At 46.3% G+C, this 15937-nt stretch carries 13 protein-coding genes; 7 read left to right on the forward strand and 6 right to left on the reverse strand.

The window, feature by feature from the left end; genetic code table 11:
• Window positions 1-290: 290 nt before the first annotated feature.
• Together RJ47_RS07040 and RJ47_RS07050 are read left to right on the forward strand one after the other, a co-directional pair.
• Window positions 291-731 carry a CBS domain-containing protein gene (locus tag RJ47_RS07040; RefSeq protein ID WP_005471529.1) on the forward strand — a complete coding sequence of 147 codons (441 nt, stop codon included), beginning with the start codon at window positions 291-293 and terminating at the stop codon, window positions 729-731.
• Between the two features lie 316 nt (window positions 732-1047).
• On the forward strand, window positions 1048-2988 hold the full coding sequence (locus RJ47_RS07050) for a HAMP domain-containing methyl-accepting chemotaxis protein (protein WP_039482672.1): 1941 nt from the start codon (window positions 1048-1050) through the stop codon (window positions 2986-2988).
• A gap of 133 nt (window positions 2989-3121) precedes the next feature.
• Here the strand turns inward: RJ47_RS07050 and aceA are convergent, their stop codons facing one another.
• The 3 genes from aceA to RJ47_RS07065 form a co-directional block, all read right to left on the reverse strand.
• Complete coding sequence (gene aceA / locus RJ47_RS07055) at window positions 3122-4435, reverse strand: isocitrate lyase (protein WP_005471528.1); 1314 nt, start codon at window positions 4433-4435, stop codon at window positions 3122-3124.
• A gap of 120 nt (window positions 4436-4555) precedes the next feature.
• Window positions 4556-6202, reverse strand: a complete 1647-nt coding sequence (aceB, locus tag RJ47_RS07060; protein WP_039482674.1) for a malate synthase A — start codon at window positions 6200-6202, stop codon at window positions 4556-4558.
• Between the two features lie 620 nt (window positions 6203-6822).
• On the reverse strand, window positions 6823-7728 hold the full coding sequence (locus RJ47_RS07065) for a hydrogen peroxide-inducible genes activator (protein ID WP_005471575.1): 906 nt from the start codon (window positions 7726-7728) through the stop codon (window positions 6823-6825).
• A gap of 199 nt (window positions 7729-7927) precedes the next feature.
• Here RJ47_RS07065 and RJ47_RS07070 point away from each other — a divergent pair, with 199 nt between their 5' ends.
• Together RJ47_RS07070 and dapD are read left to right on the forward strand one after the other, a co-directional pair.
• Window positions 7928-8536 (forward strand): peroxiredoxin C, encoded by a 609-nt coding sequence (locus RJ47_RS07070; protein ID WP_005471449.1) that lies wholly within the window; start codon window positions 7928-7930, stop codon window positions 8534-8536.
• A gap of 330 nt (window positions 8537-8866) precedes the next feature.
• Window positions 8867-9898, forward strand: a complete 1032-nt coding sequence (gene dapD, locus RJ47_RS07075) for a 2,3,4,5-tetrahydropyridine-2,6-dicarboxylate N-succinyltransferase (RefSeq protein ID WP_039482677.1) — start codon at window positions 8867-8869, stop codon at window positions 9896-9898.
• 114 nt (window positions 9899-10012) lie between these two features.
• On the opposite strand, the gene glpT is transcribed toward dapD, so the two are convergent.
• The 3 genes from glpT to RJ47_RS07090 form a co-directional block, all read right to left on the reverse strand.
• A complete protein-coding gene (glpT, locus tag RJ47_RS07080; RefSeq protein ID WP_005471482.1) occupies window positions 10013-11377 on the reverse strand; it encodes a glycerol-3-phosphate transporter in 1365 nt (454 codons plus the stop codon).
• 357 nt (window positions 11378-11734) lie between these two features.
• The gene (locus RJ47_RS07085; protein ID WP_039482680.1) at window positions 11735-12244 is read right to left on the reverse strand and encodes a DUF2867 domain-containing protein; all 510 of its coding nucleotides are present in this window, start codon (window positions 12242-12244) and stop codon (window positions 11735-11737) included.
• Complete coding sequence (locus RJ47_RS07090) at window positions 12241-12438, reverse strand: hypothetical protein (RefSeq protein ID WP_038215253.1); 198 nt, start codon at window positions 12436-12438, stop codon at window positions 12241-12243. Before RJ47_RS07090 ends, RJ47_RS07085 begins: the two co-directional genes overlap by 4 nt.
• 114 nt (window positions 12439-12552) lie before the next feature.
• On the opposite strand from RJ47_RS07090, the gene RJ47_RS07095 reads away from it, so the two are divergent.
• From RJ47_RS07095 to glpK, 3 genes are all read left to right on the forward strand, one after another.
• Window positions 12553-13077, forward strand: a complete 525-nt coding sequence (locus RJ47_RS07095) for a TetR/AcrR family transcriptional regulator (RefSeq protein ID WP_038190135.1) — start codon at window positions 12553-12555, stop codon at window positions 13075-13077.
• Window positions 13078-13501: 424 nt separating this feature from the next.
• Window positions 13502-14353 (forward strand): MIP/aquaporin family protein, encoded by an 852-nt coding sequence (locus RJ47_RS07105; protein WP_039482684.1) that lies wholly within the window; start codon window positions 13502-13504, stop codon window positions 14351-14353.
• Window positions 14354-14409: 56 nt separating this feature from the next.
• Entirely contained in the window at window positions 14410-15930 is a 1521-nt protein-coding gene (gene glpK, locus RJ47_RS07110; RefSeq protein WP_005471471.1) for a glycerol kinase GlpK, read from the forward strand.
• Window positions 15931-15937: the final 7 nt, after the last annotated feature.

Genomic DNA, 15937 nt, shown 5'->3' on the forward strand with positions numbered 1-15937 from the left:
GTGGTTTTTCATGTGAGTCGAACTGATTCTGTCACAAACAGACGACGAGTTTTTCGCAGCCGACTAGTATATTCTGCGTGCTCGCAATATCAAGGAAAGAGATGTGAATTATTGTAATCATTTGCCCCATTTACCCCTTCATTCGCCTCCCGCTCTCGCCGAGTAAACTCACCATTGATTTACCGCAAAAAAGTTGCGGTTATCGGGACAAAAACGCGTTCAGCTCTCAAACTCAAGTGAAGAAAATCACTATATTTAAAGAGCAAAAAAGAATAAATCAGGAGGCAGCCATGATTAAGGTAGAAGATATGATGACGCGTAACCCGCATACGCTTCTTCGCTCCCACAATCTCGCCGATGCCAAAAACATGATGGAAGCGCTCGACATCCGTCATGTTCCTATCATCGATGCGGATAGAAAGTTATTGGGCGTCGTCTCACAGCGTGATGTACTCGCCGCACAAGAATCAAGCCTACAAAAACTTCCCGAAAGTCAGTCCTATACTCTCAATACGCCGCTTTATGAAGTGATGAAAACCAGCATTATGTCCGTCGCGCCACAAGCAGGGTTGAAAGAGAGCGCAATCTACATGCAGAAACACAAAGTGGGCTGTTTACCTGTGGTAGATAAAGGCCATTTGGTTGGCATTATTACCGACAGCGACTTTGTTTCAATCGCCATCAATTTACTTGAACTGCAAGAAGAAGCCGAACCAGAAGAAATGGAGTAGATGCGAACGTCTACATAGCAATGGAAGCGCACGATATCGCTAGCGCTTCCATCACCCTCGACATCGTAATTTGCCATGACACCGACAAGCTATTGTCGCGGCTAGAGAATATTACTCTCACCGTCGGAGATATACCGATTTCCCTCTACAAAGCCACCAGCAACAAGGCATTTTTGCCTAAAGGTCACTCCATCAGATTATTTCTCTGAAAAAACGCCAATCTGTCATTATAATTTAGTTACAAAACTATAAACATAGATACATACCCACGTCAGTACACACCAATTGAAAAAGTCAGCTTAACAGGAACATTGGTATGAGCCTTAAAAAATTATTAACCCTTGGTTTTGGGGTAATCTTAGGCCTAATTTTGGTCATCTCCGTTGTCGCTTCATTTCGCTTCTATCAATCCAGTGGTGGGTTCAATACCTACCGTGCGCTGGCATTAACCAGTGTCTCTACGGGTCGTATTCAAGCCAACATTCTTGAAGCGCGTCTCGCAGCGTTAAAGTACATTCAGAACCATAACCCAGAAAACATCGCTGCGCTAAATGAGCGCATCAACACCGCCATCTCTCTGATAGAAGAGGTTCTTAACTCGCATATTGATGACGGTCACAAGTCAGAGTTCATCTCGATTGAAAATCAACTGGCTCAATACAAGCAAGGTTTCAACCAAGTGATACAACTGGTGAATCAGCGTAATCAGTTGGTCAAAGAGCAGTTAGATCCAGCCGGTCTCAATATGAGAAAGTCAGTAACAAATATCATGAATCAGGCAGCGACTGAGGATGATTTAGATGTGGCAGTCAGCGCGGGCACACTTCAGCAACATTTGTTGTTGTCGCGCCTTTATGCTTCTAAATTCCTGACCAGTAATGCACAAAATGATGCAGAGCGCGCCAACGAAGAGTTTGCCAAAGTGGCACAAATCGCTGAGCAAGTAGAATCTCAGTTGATGACGTCAGAGCAAATTTCCCATCTCAATGCATTTCAAGCGTCATTTAAGCAGTACCGTGAAACGTTCAATAACGTAGTAACGACGATCAATTCCCGCAATCAAGTTATCTCTGGCACGCTAGATGTCATGGGCGCCTCTGCGGCGGCAACCATTGAAGAGATAAAACTCGCGACAAAAGAAAACCAAGACAGCGTTGGTCCTGAAATGGTCGATCGCTTCTCAAATGCTCAGTGGACCATTTTTGTACTTTCTGCAATCGTGATCATTATTGCGCTGGGCATTGCCATTGCTATTTATCGTAGCGTGCTAAAAGTGGTCGGTGGCGAACCAAGTGATATTGAAAAAATTGTCGCAGACGTATCCAAGGGTGACTTATCTAACCATATCCAAACGACAGGCAACGAAACCGGGATTTACGCCAACATCTTGCAAATGCGCACTGAGCTTCGTCGAATCATTGATGGCTTCCACCAGATCTCAGACAACGTCTCATCCGCTTCAGTTGAGCTAACCGCCGTCATGGGTGAAACGGAAAACAATGCTCGCCAAGAGCTGAGCCAAATGGAGCAAATCGCAACGGCGATCAATGAGCTTTCAAGCACCGCAAGTGAAGTGAGCCAAAATGCCGCGAACGCTGAAAACGCAGCATCTGAAGCGTCTACCAATGTGCAAAATGGCGGTAACTCTCTCGATTCCTCTGACCAAATTGCAAGCAAAGTGGACAGCTCGATTGGCGAAACGTCGAAAATTGTTAACCAACTGCAAGAGTACTCTGTCGAGATTGGCACGGTCGTGGAAGTGATTAACTCTATTTCAGAGCAAACTAATTTGCTGGCGTTGAACGCAGCCATCGAGGCCGCTCGTGCTGGGGAGCAAGGACGTGGATTTGCTGTTGTTGCTGATGAAGTCCGCTCTCTTGCAGCGAAAACTCAGCAATCAACCGTCGATATTCAAGAAATCATCTCGCGCTTACAGGCTCAAGCAAAAGATGCCAATCAGTTTATGCAATCTAACTTAGCGCTCGCTGAAGAGTCACGTAAATACAGTGACGAACTCAGATCGGCATTTACCTCGATTACTGAGTCGGTTGGTTTGATTTCTGATATGAACACTCAGGTTGCGACCGCATCTGAAGAGCAGTCTGGCGTGACACAAGACATTTCACAAAACGTCTCTCTTACCTTCGATCTGGTCAACCAAAACGTCTCCGGTATTCAGCAAAGTAAGAGCGCCAGTGAAGAGCTTGCCTCTTTGGCGGTTAAACAAAAAGATCTGTTAAGCTTTTTCAAACTTTAAGGCATAAAAAAAGAGCGGCCTGCGCCGCTCAAAGCATGTCAAAGTTTATGCCTAAACAGAATATCTGTACCTAAAATCGAGAGAGTTAACGCCTGACTATTAACTCTCTCGAGCGGTACGAATGGCTAAGGGATTAAAATTGGTCCTCTTCGGTAGAGCCAGTCAGTGCCGTCACTGAAGAGTTACCACCTTGGATAGTGTTGGTCATCTTGTCGAAGTAACCGGTACCCACTTCTTGTTGGTGTGCAACGAATGTGTAGCCTTTCTCTGCCGCTTGGAACTCAGGACGTTGTACTTTCTCAACGTAGTGACGCATACCCTCACCTTTCGCATAGTCATGCGCAAGCTCGAACATGTTGAACCACATGTTGTGGATACCCGCCAACGTGATGAACTGGTACTTGTAACCCATGTCAGAAAGCTCTTGTTGGAACTTCGCAATGGTTTCTGCGTCTAGGTTCTTCTCCCAGTTGAACGATGGAGAACAGTTGTAAGCAAGCAGTTGGTCTGGGTATTCCGCGTGAATCGCTTCTGCGAACTTACGCGCTTCCTCTAGACAAGGCGTTGCCGTCTCACACCAAATTAAGTCCGCGTATGGTGCGTAAGCCAGACCGCGAGAGATTGCTTGGTCAATACCAGCACGTACACGGTAGAAACCTTCTTGAGTACGCTCACCAACGATGAAGTCTTTATCGTATGGGTCACAGTCTGATGTTAGTAGGTCAGCGGCGTTAGCATCCGTACGAGCAATTACCAGCGTTGTCGTGCCTGCAACGTCTGCTGCTAGGCGCGCAGCAACCAATTTTTGCACCGCTTCTTGCGTCGGAACCAGTACTTTACCGCCCATGTGACCACATTTTTTCACTGAGGCAAGTTGGTCTTCGAAGTGAACACCCGCTGCGCCCGCATCAATCATCGACTTCATTAGCTCGTAAGCATTAAGTACACCACCAAAGCCTGCTTCCGCATCCGCAACGATAGGTAGGAAGTAATCAATACCGCCTTCATCCGCTGGAGACTTACCCGCTGACCATTGAATTTGGTCGGCGCGACGGAATGAGTTGTTGATACGCTTAACCACAGACGGTACTGAGTCTACTGGGTATAGCGATTGGTCAGGGTACATAGTTGACGCTGTGTTGTTATCCGCAGCAACTTGCCAACCTGAAAGGTAAATCGCTTCAATGCCTGCTTTTGCCTGCTGCACTGCTTGTCCACCCGTCAGTGCGCCCAGACAGTTTACGTAGCCTTTCTTTGCATCACCGTTGACTAGTGACCACAATTTATCCGCACCACGCTGTGCAATCGTGTTAGCAGGAACCATTGAACCACGAAGTTCAACAACTTCTTCAGCAGTATATGGACGCTTTACCTGTTTCCAACGTGGGTTGGTTGCCCAGTCTTTTTCCAGAGCTTCAATTTGTTGGCGGCGAGTTAAGTTAGTCATCGGTCTATCCCTCTTTGATGAGCGCTTCTATTTGTATCAACACGAGCGCTGTTATTGCTTTTCGTTGGCGGTACTTCCTGGTCCGCCGCAGACATTCACGTTATTGTTTCGTTGTTTGTTCTAGTCCAAGTAGTCGTAACCTGGAATAGTAAGGAAATTGGTGAGTTCATCACTGGTGGTCAGCTTCGCCATTAAGTCAGCGGCTTCTTCAAAGCGCCCTGATTGATAACGTTCGTTGCCCACTTCTTGCTTCACAACCTCGATCTCTTCTGTCAAATATTGTTCAAATAGCGCTTTAGTCACGGTTTGTCCGTTATCTAAAGATTTGCCATGTTGAATCCACTGCCAAATCGAAGCGCGAGAGATTTCAGCGGTCGCCGCGTCTTCCATCAGGCCATAAATAGGCACACAACCATTGCCTGAGATCCAAGCCTCGATGTATTGCAGCGCAACTCGAATGTTGTGGCGCATCCCCTGCTCTGTGATGCCTCCATCACACGGGGCGAGCAGATCTTCTGCCGTCACAGGCGCATCTTGCTCACGAGAAACATTCAGCTGGTTGCTTCGCTGACCTAACGCTTGGTCAAACACAGCCAGTGCCGTATCGGCAAGTCCTGGGTGCGCGACCCAAGTGCCGTCATGGCCGTTGCTCGCTTCGAGTGATTTGTCGTTGTAAACCTTATCAAGCACCTGTTGATTGGTTTGCGGGTCTTTCGCTGGGATAAAGGCAGCCATCCCTCCCATTGCGAAAGCGCCTCGCTTGTGACAAGTACGAACAAGTAAACGCGAATAAGCATTTAGGAACGGCTTGTCCATTGTCACCACCTGGCGATCCGGCAGCACGCGATCGGGGTGTTTTTTCAAGGTTTTAATGTAGCTAAAGATGTAATCCCAGCGGCCACAGTTAAGACCAACGATGTGCTCTTTGAGTGAGAACAAAATCTCATCCATCTCAAACACTGCAGGCAAGGTTTCAATTAATACAGTGGCTTTGATGGTGCCAGTATCCAAGCCGAAATAGTCTTCGGTGAAGTGGAATACCTGGCTCCACCACTGCGCTTCTTTGTGCGATTGCAGCTTTGGAATATAAAAGTACGGGCCGCTGCCTTTTTTCAACAACGATTTGTGGTTGTTGTAAAAATAAAGCGCAAAGTCAAACAGCGCCCCTGGAATGATCTGTCCGTTGAAAGTTACGTGTTTTTCTTTTAGATGTAAGCCACGCACGCGGCAGATCAAAACGGCTGGGTCATCATCCAGCACATAGTGCTTGCCATTGACCGGATTGGTGTAACTGATGGTGCCTTCAACCGCATCGCGCAAGTTGATTTGTCCATCGAGCACTTTATCCCAAGCGGGCGCCATCGAATCTTCAAAATCCGCCATGAATACTTTTACATTGGCATTCAATGCGTTGATAACCATTTTTCGGTCAGTTGGACCGGTAATCTCAACGCGGCGATCTTGTAGATCGTGTGGTATCCCTTGGATCTTCCAGCTCCCTTCACGAATATCTTGCGTATCCTCTAGGAAGTCCGGCAACTCACCAGCATCGATGCGCGCTTGCTTCTCTTCTCGATCAGCAAGCAACTCATCGACCTGACTAGCGAATTTGTCACACAGCAGAGATAAAAAGGTTTGGGCTTCAACAGGGAAAATCGCTTGATGGTCTGGTGAAAGGGTACCAATCACATCAAGCATGCCTTCTTTACGTAGGGTTTCTTGGGCTTCTACTGTTGTTTTGTCTCTATCTGGTGTATTGGCAAGCATAATTCGTTCCTTCCAAAGCTCGTTTTATCCGGATTACATTTGTAACTATCAAACAACAAGACCACATCCTCACTCTTTGCTATTTGATTCCGGTTTTTCTGTTTTGTGGCTCTACTTTCGCCAACCTTGGATAGGTTTGCAATCTAGACATAAGTCTTACTAGGCCTGCATTTAAGCTATACCAACATGCGTTAGAGTAAAAGACCTAAAGTAAACAAAACGTTAAATTCAAAGTTTTGTTCCGCTCGATGCAAGTTGTTGATTTTGATCACCAAACCGTAACCAGTTACGTAATTTAATTACAGTAAAATTGGCAATGTAAAATCGTTTCAAACAAGCGTTTAACTTTAGAGAGGAGAGGAGTAAGCCTTGTTGAGCAAGGCTGAAGGGCGATATGCAACCATTGGGTTAAACAGGCTGTTTTTTTACAGCTGTAAAATTCACATTGTGAAATTTCACAATTTAATGAAATCTTCATCAAAATTTCGTTGTGAAATTTTACAAGTCAAAGTTTACCAACAGAATAAAATGCTAAAAAGCACACTAAAACTAGTGTGCTTTTTGAGGTGATATTGGGGCGCTCAGCTAATACTAAGCGCTAAAACCGGATGAAATAAATATCAAAGCAGTTCAGAAACGACATCTGCAAGCTGATTAAAGGTACTGACTCGAGAAGAACTCGGACGCCAAACCAAGCCAATATGTCGATGGGCTTGCTGCCCAGGTGCATCAACAACCACCAGGTTTTGGTTATCAATCAAACCATGATCGATCGCCATTTGGGGAATAAAAGTGGTGCCCATCCCGTTCGCCACCATTTGCACTAAGGTATGAAGGCTCGTCGCTGAAAACGGATTGATCTTCTCTTTATCAGTCAATTGACAGGCAGAGACGGCATGTTCAGTCAAACAGTGCTCTTTCTCTAATAAGAAAACAAATTCATTCGGCAAGTCTGCATACTTTATGGGTGTTTGAATCGCGTCAGCTTGATTTTGACTGATGATCATTCGAAACGGGTCATTACCCACAATGCGACTGTCCATGCCATCGATATCAACCGGCAATGCCAATATAAGAACATCCAGTTCGCCATGACGCAGCGCTTCAAGAAGATTCGTTGTCGTGTCTTCTCTTAGTAGTAGGTTTAATTGAGGAAAACGCTGATTCACCTCTTGCACGAGGTCACAGAGTAAGAAAGGCGCAATGGTCGGTATACAACCCACTCGCAACTGGCCTTCCATCTCGCCGCCTTGGCACAAACGGCCAAGCTCGACTAAGTCTTGACCTTTGGCCAATAAATCGCGACCGCTTTGGACAACGAGCTCGCCCGCTTGAGTAAATACCAGTGGGCTTTTCTTGTCTTTTTTCTCATAGAGAGGACAGCCAATCAGTTCTTCTAGATTTTGAATGCCTTTACTTAAGGTCGATTGACTCACGAAGCACTTTTCCGCCGCTTCGCTAAAATGACGCGTTTCATGCAGGGTGATCAGGTAATGTAACTGTTTAAGACTAGGCCACTTATTCATAGAACTATTTATAACTAACAGGTAGAAGTTGACCAAGTTAATGAATTCGAACTTATCGCTTTTTTCGATTAACTTAATCTATTTAATTCGCTTTTTCCCATACTACAATCTGTACTATAGTTTGTCGCGTACAAACACGGACTGAGTTGATAAAACTGACATCAATTCGGAACTAACCATACTTTTTAGGAGCAAAAAAATGGTACTAGTAGGTCGTCAAGCCCCAGATTTTACTGCTGCAGCTGTTCTAGGTAACGGTGAGATCGTTGATAACTTCAACTTCGCAGAGTTCACTAAAGGTAAGAAAGCAGTTGTTTTCTTCTACCCACTAGACTTCACTTTCGTTTGCCCATCAGAGCTAATCGCTTTTGACAACCGTCTAGCTGATTTCCAAGCTAAAGGCGTTGAAGTAATCGGTGTTTCTATCGATTCTCAATTCTCTCACAACGCATGGCGTAACACTGCTATCGAAGATGGCGGTATCGGTCAAGTTAAGTACCCACTAGTTGCTGACGTTAAGCACGAAATCTGTAAAGCATACGACGTTGAGCACCCAGAAGCAGGCGTAGCTTTCCGTGGTTCTTTCCTAATCGACGAAGACGGTCTAGTACGTCACCAAGTTGTTAACGACCTACCACTAGGCCGTAACATCGACGAAATGCTACGCATGGTAGACGCACTTAACTTCCACCAGAAGCACGGCGAAGTATGTCCTGCACAATGGGAAGAAGGTAAAGCAGGTATGGACGCATCACCAAAAGGTGTTGCAGCGTTCCTATCTGAGCACGCATCAGACCTAAGCAAGTAATTGCTTAAACACACCTAAGCTCAAAGGGTGTGATGGTTGGACGATATAAAGCTATAAGCACTAAGCGCGAAAAGCGCAACGCCAATCAGTTATAAGTAAAGTCTTAATCGAAAACCCGAAGCCATGCTTCGGGTTTTTTTATACCCCTTTATGGGCCTATCCCTATATAGGCAGAAAGACAACATATCGCTAAAGAGACAAAAAATATCGGCTTACAGACTTTCTCGATTTCAGCCCTTTAAAGTCCCGATAGCTCTCTTTATGATGACTCTAACTTAATTTGAGAGAGCAACGACGCCCTCTAAGCAAATACAAACACGGAGATTCAACATGGCTTACTTTTCTCTTGCTTTTGGTACCGCGACTAAAAACCGCGACGGCAAAATCATTGAAGCATTTTTCCCAAACCCAGTACTAAACCCTGCTGATGCACTTGTTGACGCAGTAGCAAAAGTGGCAGGTTACGAGCAAGGCAACCAGGCGATCGAAATCTCTGCAGCGCAAAGTGCTGAACTTGCCGCAGCGTTTGAAGCAAACGGTGATAGCGCAAACGCGTCATTCGCAGCGAAAGCGGCAGAATCGGCTCAACCACTTGTGCTTGTTGTTCTTGCAACTGATGAAAAGCCAGCATCGGTAGCTGAAGGCTTCCTAAAACTACAACTTATCTCTAACCGTCTAGTTCAGCCACACGGCACAGTACTGGATGGTATCTTTGGCCTACTGCACAACATCGCGTGGACGAACGAAGGCCCAATCGACTTACCTGAACTTGCCGATCGTCAAATCGAAGCTCGCCTAGCGGGTCGCACACTGTCTGTAGACTGTGTCGACAAGTTCCCTAAAATGGTGGATTACGTGGTGCCAGCTGGCGTTCGTATCGCTGACACGTCTCGCGTTCGTCTTGGCGCACATGTGGGTGAAGGTACAACGGTAATGCACGAAGGCTTCATCAACTTCAATGCGGGTACCACTGGCGTAAGCATGGTTGAAGGTCGTATTTCTGCGGGTGTTGTCGTTGGTAACGGCTCAGATATCGGTGGCGGTGCCTCTATCATGGGCACACTATCTGGTGGCGGTACCGTGGTTGTGTCTATCGGTGAAAACTCACTGCTAGGCGCAAACGCAGGTCTTGGTTTCCCTCTAGGCGACCGTTGTACGGTTGAGTCTGGTCTATACGTAACTGCAGGCTCAAAAGTGCGCATGCTAGACTCTTCTGGCCAAGAAGTAGAAGTGGTTAAAGCGCGTGATCTTGCTGGCGTGTCTGATCTTCTATTCCGCCGCAACTCCGTGACGGGTCAAATTGAATGTCTTGCAAACAAATCAGCAGTTGAACTGAACAGTGAGCTTCACAGCAACAACTAATTCAGCATATCTGCTCTAAAAAATCCCCCTTTAGTGATCTGTTGGGGGATTTTTTGCTTAAGCCTCACGCTATGACGATAAGCGTCATTGCCGATGACGTTGTTTTATCTTCCACTAGGCTAATGCCGCTTTCTCGCGAGCTTTTTGCTCATGGTGAGCACGCTCGCCTAAAAACGCATACGTCAGACACACAATCGAGGTAATACAAGAGCCGACTAGAATGATAAATCCACCATCCCAACCAAAGTGATCAACCGTGTAACCCAAAATGGCGTTCGCCGCGACCGCACCACCAAGATAACCAAATAGCCCCGTTAAACCTGCCGCTGTCCCTGCTGCTTTTTTCGGTGCAAGCTCAAGCGCATAAAGACCAATCAGCATCACAGGTCCATAAATTAAGAAACCAATCGCCACCAATGCCATCATATCAACAGTCGGGTTGCCTGCTGGGTTAAACCAGTAAACCAAGACAGCAAACGTCACTAACACCATAAACAAAATACCTGCAGGTGCACGACGGCCTTTGAATAGTTTGTCTGAGATCCAACCACAAAGAAGTGTGCCAGGAATCCCCGCCCATTCGTACAAGAAGTAGGCCCAAGATGATTTATCGACCGAGAAATCTTTCGCCTCTTTTAGGTAGACAGGCGCCCAGTCCAAGACACCGTAGCGAATCAAATAGACAAACGCATTGGCAATCGCGATCGACCACAGTAATTTGTTAGAGAATACGTATTTGAAGAAGATCTCTTTTGCCGTCATCTCCGTCTCATGTGACTTGTCGTAGTCATCTGGATAATCATTTTTATGTTCTTCAATAGGAGGAAGTCCGCAAGACTGAGGTGTATCGCGAACCGTGAGCCAGATAAAGACAGCAACGAGAGTGGCAAAGAAGGCGGGAACATAGAAAGCAGTACGCCAATCATCGTTGAAGGCCCAAAGACCAAGAATAAACAGTGGACCAATCAAACCACCACCGACGTTATGAGCAACGTTCCAAACCGATACAATCTCGCCCCGCTCTTTACGTGACCACCAGTGAACCATGGTTCGTCCACATGCAGGCCACCCCATGCCTTGCACCCAGCCGTTGATAAAAAGCAGAATGAACATCGCAGTAATGCTGCCCGTCGCCCATGGCATAAAGCCAAAGCAGAACATAACCAAGGCCGACATTAACAAGCCACCACTCAAGAAGTAACGCGGATTCGAGCGATCAGACACGCTGCCCATTAAGAATTTTGACAAGCCATAAGCAATAGAAACGGCTGCTAGAGCCACACCAAGATCGCCGCGGCTAAACCCTTGTTCAATAAGATACGGCATCGCCAAGCTGAAGTTCTTCCGTACTAGATAATAGCCTGCATAACCGACAAAAATGCCGATAAACAGTTGCCAACGTAGGCGCGAGTAGGCGCTATCGATCTTGTCTGCGGGCAAGCGATCGATATGCGCCTTAGGTTTAAAGATTCCAAACATAAAGGCCTCATTATAATTTTGAGCGATGGTAGGAGATTAAAACTCGAACGAGCAAAAACAACTTTCGTTCGAAAACATGCGCATTCTATTTGAAAATCAATCGCTTTCTGTGACAAATGTTGCATAACAATTAAATTTAAGTAAAAACAGAATGTTAAGTACCTCTTTTAAGGGCAGCATTCCACTTCTAACAGAATTCGTTACTATCTTTACTCATCGAAAGCGAGCAAACGAATCCTTTCCCTGCGAATCATCATCAATAATGCGCATCCAAAGCACACGTAAGAAAGCAAAAAAGGCCTCATGATATTGAGACCTTTCACTTGCAGCTTGCGGTTTAATTCGCTCTATTGGGCGCTAATCTATCGATTCTAAACGTGAAAGCGCTCCTCTCACACTGGCTAGAGCTATCACCTTATGAAAGGGAATGATCGCCATTAAGTAGACGCGACCAACCAAACTGTTCGTGTTGACTAATGTAGATAGGGTGAAGTGCCCAGCATCACTTTTCAGCAGCGATAGACTCACCTGCATATGTTTGTCTTCACTGGTGCAAATCACCTCCTCTTCAGACAACCACTCAACGCGGTGTAAGCCATTCGTGCATTGCTGCTCAAGCATCTCGACAGTGAGCGCCTCTAAGCGTGGTGAAACCGCAAAACCCAACGGCTTGACCAAACGGTTTCTTAACGCCATCAAGGTTTCAACAAATTGAGGAAGACGACCAAAAATATCGACATAAACCTCGGCAGGGCTGCGATCTTGGTCGGTGAGTGTAAAACTCAAACTATCGCTAAAGCCATGTTTTTCCTGCCGCCCGAAGAGGCGACTTTTGCTTGGAATATCTCCTGAAACGATACAACTCATACGCTTTCCTTAACCATTTTCATGATCGCAGAGCGTACTTCTGGGCCACCAATAATGGCCAAAAACATCAGAGCGCCCGGGATCAGCACCAACATAAGTAAAGGACGTAAAAGATAAGAAAAACAAAAAAGCCCAGGGATAAAGATCAGCCACCGACACAGCAAAATGGCAAACGTTCGAAGCATACTTTCCATGAATCACCTCAACAAAAAATGAGCACGCTCAATTTTATAAATGAGCGCGCTCAGTTTGTCAATAACCAGCACAAAGAGTATGATTCGAGCAAAGGAATTAATCCTGAGATGATGATGAGCAAACGCGAACAAACGAGACAAAAAATTCTTACATCAGCATGGCAACTGTTTGAGCAGCAAGGCTATCAGGAGACGTCTACCCGACAAATTGCTCGGCACGCAGGGGTTGCAGATGGCACTGTGTTCAGCCACTTTGAGACCAAATTGGCGATTTTACGTGAAGGGATGGTTAATCAACTTGCTGCCCTATCGCACCAAGCGCTACCTTTGCCGAGTCAAGATCCGATTGAGTTAGGAATGCAGTTTGCGAAAGCCTATTACAGCTACTATTTTGCCAACATTAATCTCAGCAAAGCACTGCTCAAAGAAGTGATTTGGGACATGGACTACTATCAATCATTTAATCAAGCGCTGTTTGACCAAGCAGAGCTTCCTGAATCTGTCCAAAGTAAGATCCCACTTATCCTCGATTGTTATTTTATGACCTTGATAAAGCACTTGAGTAAGCCAGCACCAAATGTGGAGATGGCACTCAACGAACTTCGCGCTAAATATCAGCAGTTGATTGATTATCGCTAAGTCCCCTCCCCTTCGCTTTCCATTACGCTCGATCGCACTCTCTTTGGTATGACCAGTTACCACCATCTTCTGGTCAAACTTTTCCCAAACGGCTTTTGTTCTTGTAACCAAGGTCACAAGCAAGCAACAGTCACTCCCATTTAAGGTTAGAAAAATGTAACATATACAGCATGTTACATCTAAACCACTCGTTAAGCGCACCCAAACCAAAGCCTAACCGCATTGACTTAGCGGTCAATTTACTGCCCGAACGTAAAATGTTCGAAAACACCAACTTCATTAACAAAAAAACCACTTTAATTTATCAAAATGATGCTCGAACGCTCATTTTTGAAGATTGTTTATTTTCGAATTGATCTAAATGTGCAGAATGTGCGTTGTGCCAAACGATTACGCACACAAATGGAACAAAAGGACTCTTACTATGAATAATAAACAACCCTCTCTATTTGGAGAGTGCCTGTCCGAGTTTATCGGCACAGGATTACTGATCTTTTTTGGCGTTGGCTGTGTTGCTGCTCTGGTTCTAACCGGCGCACAATTCGGTCAATGGGAAATAAGCATTGTATGGGGCTTTGGTGTTGCCATTGCGATTTACTGTACAGCGGGCGTCTCTGGGGCTCATATCAACCCAGCGGTCACCATCGCACTTGCTGCCTTTCATGGCTTTGATAAGGCGAAAGTCGTGCCTTATATCATTTCACAACTGCTAGGCGCATTTTGCTCAGCGGCATTGGTCTACGCTCTCTACAGCAACCTGTTCACCGATTATGAAGTAGCGCAGGGCTTCGCACGAAGCAGCCAAGAAGCGCTCTCTACCGCAGGCATTTTCTCGACATACCCACACGCTTCACTCTCTTTCTTTGGCGCTTTTGCTGTGGAATTTGTCATCACTGCTGTTCTTATGTTCGTGATTCTTGCGTTGGGCGACGAAAGCAATGGCGCTTCACGTGGTGCGATGAACCCGTTACTAATTGGTATCCTCATCGCGGTGATTGGCGGCTCGCTTGGTCCACTGACTGGCTTCGCCATGAACCCAGCTCGTGACTTTGCTCCTAAGTTATTTGCCTACTTCGCTGGTTGGGATTACGCACTATCAGGTGCGAAGGACATTCCATACTTTATTGTCCCTATCCTTGCTCCTATCGCGGGTGCCTGTTTTGGTGGTTGGTTGTATCCAAAAGCTATCGCGGCGTACCTTCCTCAAGAAGGCCATGGCTGTACCATTCCAAACCAATGTGACACAGAAGAAGACGCACAAGAAGCTCGCGCGTAACCTATCTGCCCTGTATTAACTAAAATAGAAATAATGAAACAAAAAGGATTCTTACCATGACCGAGCAAAAGTACATTGTCGCCCTAGACCAAGGCACAACAAGCTCTCGCGCCGTAATCCTAGATCACGATGCGAACATCGTCAGCGTCGCGCAGCGTGAATTCACACAGATCTACCCAAAAGCAGGCTGGGTAGAACATGATCCTCTTGAGATTTGGGCAACCCAAAGCTCTACCTTAGTCGAAGCACTGGCTAAAACGGGTATCCGCTCAGATCAACTCGCAGGTATTGGTATTACTAACCAGCGTGAAACCACCATTGTCTGGAACAAAGAGACAGGCAAACCAGTTTACAACGCCATCGTATGGCAATGTCGACGCACAGCAGATATCTGTGAGTCGCTCAAAGAGAAAGGGCTAGAAAGCTACGTTCGAGACAACACGGGCTTGGTGCTCGACCCGTACTTCTCTGGCACCAAAGTGAAATGGATTCTTGATAACGTTGAAGGCGCACGTGAAGATGCACAAGCAGGCAAACTTCTGTTTGGTACTGTCGATACTTGGCTTGTCTGGAAAATGACCCAAGGCCGCGTGCACGTAACCGACTACACTAACGCATCGCGTACTATGCTGTTCAACATCAATGACTTGTGTTGGGATCAGAAAATGCTCGACGAGCTGGACATTCCAATGTCGATGATGCCAGAAGTTAAACGCTCGTCGGAAATTTACGGTCAAACGAACATCGGTGGTAAAGGAGGAACACGTATTCCTATCGCCGGTATTGCAGGTGACCAACAAGCTGCCTTGTATGGCCAAATGTGTGTTGAAGCTGGTCAAGCGAAAAACACCTACGGAACAGGTTGCTTCTTGTTAATGAATACAGGCCAAGAAAAAGTCACATCCAGCAATGGACTCCTTACTACCCTAGCTTGTGGCCCAGCTGGTGAACCGGCTTATGCATTAGAAGGCGCGGTATTTATGGGTGGTGCATCCATCCAGTGGCTACGAGATGAAATGAAGCTGCTTGCCGATGCGAAAGACTCTGAGTATTTCGCGACAAAAGTAGACTCTTCTAACGGCGTGTATGTGGTACCTGCGTTTACAGGACTAGGCGCACCATACTGGGACGCGTATGCTCGCGGAACCATTGTTGGCCTAACTCGTGGAGTAAGCTCTAATCACATCATTCGTGCGACGCTAGAAGGCATTGCCTACCAAACCCGCGACGTACTAGATGCGATGCAAGCAGACTCTGGGATCAAGCTCGCTAACCTTCGCGTTGATGGCGGCGCAGTGGCCAACAATTTCTTAATGCAGTTCCAATCCGACGTGTTAGATACCGAAGTACACCGACCAGAAGTCACCGAAGTAACCGCACTGGGCGCTGCTTATCTAGCGGGCTTAGCAGTGGGCTACTGGAACAACATTGATGAACTTAAAAACAAAGCGGTGTTAGATCGCACCTTTATCCCGCACCACGATGAAGAGAAGCGAAACCGCCGCTATAAAGGTTGGAAGCGTGCTGTGAAATGTGCGCAAGTATGGTCAGAAATGCATAGCGAAGACGACGAGTAACCCTCCT

The sequence above is a fragment of the Vibrio sinaloensis genome, assembly GCF_000808535.1.
Classification (GTDB): Bacteria; Pseudomonadota; Gammaproteobacteria; order Enterobacterales; family Vibrionaceae; genus Vibrio; species Vibrio sinaloensis_D.